Genomic DNA, 3,940 nt, shown 5'->3' on the forward strand with positions numbered 1-3,940 from the left:
ACCTTTGAACAGGGATTTAGGCGAAAAGCAGATCCCTACGGGATGACAAACAAAAAGAAGTCAAGCATAAGCCCGACTTCCTCATCCCATCTTCTCCTCAGCCTCAGTCTTCCGGCAGCGTGGGGTAATCTACATAGCCTTCCGGATTATGCGTATAGAACGTCTCCGGATTGGGCTGATTCAACGTCAGCCCTTCGGCAAACCGCCGCGGCAGATCCGGATTGGCGATAAATAACTTGCCGAACGCCACTGCATCGGCCCAGCCATCATTCAATGCATTGGCCGCCTGCTCGAAGGTGAACGCTTCATTCGCCACATAGACGCCGCCAAACTTCTTCTTCAGCTCCGGCCCCAGGCTGTCTTCCGCCACGCGTTCGCGAGCGCAGATGAAAGCAATCTTCCGCTTACCCAATTCCGTCACCACATGGCCAAAAGTCGCAGCCGGGTTTGAATCCTGAATGCCATGTGCGCCTGGACGAGGAGCCAGATGCATTCCCACGCGATCGGGTCCCCACACACTGATTGCAGCATCCGCACACTCCAGCATCAGCCGTGCGCGATTCTCCAGGCTGCCGCCGTACTCATCATCGCGATGATTGGCGCCGTCCTGCAGGAACTGGTCGAGCAGATATCCATTCGCTCCGTGCAGCTCCACACCATCGAAGCCGGCGCGCTGCGCATTCTGCGCTCCGCGGCGGAACTGCTCTACAACCTCTTTGATCTCAGAAATCGTCAACGCTCGCGGCGTCTCGAATGGAACCTGTGGCCGCAGGACATTTACCGTTCCCTGCACGGCGATCGCGCTCGGCGCTACCGGCAACTGACCGTTGAGCAGCTTCGAATGCGAGATGCGGCCGACATGCCAGATCTGCGCAAAGATGCGGCCGCCGGCCTCATGCACCGCCTGCGTAATCGGCTTCCATGCTTCAACCTGCTCATCACTCCAAATTCCCGGAACCTGCGGATAACCAACACCCAGCGGAGCCACGGGAGTTCCTTCACTGATAATCAGCCCGGCGCTTGCACGCTGGCGGTAATACTCCGCCTGAATCAGCGTGGGCACATGGTCCGGAGTGCCGCGCAGCCGCGTCAGCGGCGACATGAAGATACGGTTGGGAAGATCGAGGTCACCGACGCGGATGGGATCAAACAGAGTAGGCATACCTACGCTTGGATGGTTCGATGAACGTGAAAGATTCAACAGATCGGGCTGCCCATAAAAAGGCGCAATAGAGCGTTTTCCCTGTTCATGGGTATCTCCGGAGGGATGTGTAGCGGCGTTTTCATTGCGGAAAACGCCCATAGATGTGGAAGCCCTGCACTATACCTGCAGGGAAAATGCACTATCCCAGACAAAGCCGGATCGCTTCATCCACCGTATCGGCCACCAGCAGCAGTTCTCGCCTCGGCTGTGTCAATACACCTTCTGCAATGCAGTGATCCAGAAACGCCAACATGCCATCCCAGAACTTTGCCGTATTCAACAGCACGATCGGTTTGGAGTGAAGCTTCAGGGTCGACCAGGCCAGCACCTCGAAGAGTTCTTCCAGCGTGCCGAAGCCACCGGGAAGAATCAGAAATGCATCTGCCTTCTCTCCCATCAGCGCCTTGCGATCGTGCATCGTCTTCACGATATGAAGCCAGATACTGCGGGAAGGCGAGATGGCTGCCGGCGAAGACATACTCCATTAGAGTACGCCTTCACCGCCAGCCRTCCAGTAGGGGAGCGGATTGAGAAGTGTGAATCTTAGTTCAACGCCAGGGTAGCGTTGTTCATGTCCTTGGAGAGCTGCACCATCAGGGTGCCTGCAGCGACCTTGTCGGTGGCAGTGTTGCTGTAAACGCGGGTACCGTCAGCGGCTTCGAGCTGCTTGCTGCTCTTCGCGGCGATCGTCACAACGTCATCGCCGATACGAAGCTCGCGTGCCTCATTGGAATCGTTACGAACGGTGAACTTGATGGTYTTGCCGGCCTTCTTCATGGAAGTCTGTGTATCCGGGGTGCCCTTCTTGAAGAACGATGCGGCGTGCGCGGTAGGGGCCAAAGTCATGGCGGTGAAGGCGATTGYGAATGCAGCGCGCGTAACAGTCTGACGGTTCATGTGAGTTCTCTCCTTTGCGGTGGCTGATCGAATCTCATCTGGCCTAGGTTCAGGTGATTTCGTCACGCAGGAGGCATTACGCGGCCCGTTCCCACTTTGTTCCAACTTTTTTCGAAATTAATTTCGAGTAATTTTCTGAACTTTGCCTGCTAACGTCCGCTTCGTCGCGGCTGTCTTATATGTTCTTGTGCGCTGCGGCGGTAAACTTGATGCAGGAGTAGTTTTCTCGTCTTGCAGCATCTTCTCGACAAGTTGAATCCGCAGCAAAGGGCCGGTGTAGAGACCGTCGATGGTCCTGTGTTGCTCGTGGGCAAAGAATCACATGATCGATCCCCAGGAGTACTTCCTCAACTCCACCAATCCCCTGGAAGAGCGGATCGCACACATCTTCAAGATCTATAAACAGGAGCTGGCCAAAGCCAACGCGCTGGACTTCGACGATCTTCTGCTCGAGACCGTGCGCCTGTTCAAGTCCTCCTCAGAAACACGCGAGCGCTACAACCGCCGCTATCGCTACATCCTTATCGACGAGTACCAGGACACCAATCGTCCGCAGTACGAGCTGATGAAGATGCTCGCCGGTGATCATCACAACGTCTGCGTCGTCGGCGATGAAGATCAGTCCATCTATAGCTGGCGCGGCGCCGACATCCGCAACATCCTCGAGTTCGAAAAAGACTTTCCCGAGGTTCAGACCATCCGCCTGGAACAGAACTACCGTTCCACCCAGGTCATTCTTGAAGCAGCAGGCGCGGTCGTCTCGAACAACACGCAGCGCAAAGGCAAGAACCTCTTCACCACGCGCGATGGCGGATCGCTGATCGGCTACTACGAAGCTCCCGACGGAGAAAACGAAGCTCTCTTCATCGCCGATCGCCTGAAAAGCTATCTAAGGACTGCTTCCGAAGGGGAAGGCGAAGCGCGCTGCGCCATTCTGTACCGCACCAACTCGCAGTCGCGTCTGGTGGAAGAAGCGCTGCGCCGCTACCAGATCAAGTACACGATGGTTGGCGGCTTCTCGTTCTACGAACGCTCCGAAATCAAAGACATGATCAGCTACCTGAAGCTGGTCCAGAATCCGCATGATTCCGTCGGCCTGGCACGCGTCATCAACGCGCCTGCACGTGGCATCGGCAAGACTACGATGGAGACGCTCGAACGCCTGGCACTCGAGACCGGCATGTCCACATGGGACGCCATTGGCCAGGCCATCAAACAACGTTTGTTGCCACAACGCGCCCTTACCGCGCTCGAAGGCTTCAAGCGTCTGATCGAAGATGCGCGCGCCATCCTTGGCCCTGGCTTTGCAGAGAAGCTCGCCGAAGATACGGCCACCGCGGCAGACGAAGACGTATCGTTCTCCTTCGCCGAAGCCGAGGCAGAGGTCGAAAACGAAGAGGCCGATGCCTCCTTCGACACCAGCTTCAATTTCAACTTCAACTTCGATTTCGGTCCGACGGAGGAACAATCTTCCATCGCCCCGGAAAACGCACACGGTACCGAGGATGTCTCCTTCAATCCCTTCGCTCCGGTGGTGGAGAAGCCCTCTCCTGCCTCCAACGCCGATGCCTCGACGGAAAAGCTCGAGACCAGCGCCCGCGTCGACGGCTTCCGCGCGCCCGGCGATCCGGCCACGCTTCCCGAGCTGATCAAGTTCCTCAACGATCGCTCCGGCTACATCCGCGCCCTTGAAGACGAAGGCACACCCGAAGCCTTCTCTCGCATTGAAAACCTGAAGGAACTCGCCAATGCCGCCCAGGATGCCCAGGAGCGCGGCGAGACCCTGGCCGACTTCCTGGACCATGCCGCTCTGGTCTCCGACGTAGACCAGTACCAGGC

The 3,940-nt window shown here is 57.1% G+C and carries 4 protein-coding genes; 1 reads left to right on the forward strand and 3 read right to left on the reverse strand.

Translation table 11 applies throughout. The annotated features are described in order from the left end of the window. Positions 1-103 precede the first annotated feature (103 nt). From AB4043_RS24055 to AB4043_RS24065, 3 genes are all read right to left on the reverse strand, one after another. The gene (locus tag AB4043_RS24055) at positions 104-1,162 is read right to left on the reverse strand and encodes an alkene reductase (RefSeq protein WP_442301024.1); all 1,059 of its coding nucleotides are present in this window, start codon (positions 1,160-1,162) and stop codon (positions 104-106) included. Between the two features lie 181 nt (positions 1,163-1,343). Next, a complete protein-coding gene (locus AB4043_RS24060; RefSeq protein ID WP_442308324.1) occupies positions 1,344-1,682 on the reverse strand; it encodes a TIGR00730 family Rossman fold protein in 339 nt (112 codons plus the stop codon). A 65-nt stretch (positions 1,683-1,747) separates the two neighbouring features. Next, entirely contained in the window at positions 1,748-2,101 is a 354-nt protein-coding gene (locus AB4043_RS24065) for a hypothetical protein (RefSeq protein ID WP_442308325.1), read from the reverse strand. A 289-nt stretch (positions 2,102-2,390) separates the two neighbouring features. Here AB4043_RS24065 and AB4043_RS24070 point away from each other — a divergent pair. Further along, on the forward strand, positions 2,391-3,940 hold a 1,550-nt coding region (locus tag AB4043_RS24070), incomplete at its 3' end, for an ATP-dependent helicase (RefSeq protein ID WP_442308326.1).

Origin of the sequence: Terriglobus sp. YAF25 (assembly GCF_052113305.1) — a bacterium.
GTDB lineage: Bacteria > Acidobacteriota > Terriglobia > Terriglobales > Acidobacteriaceae > Terriglobus.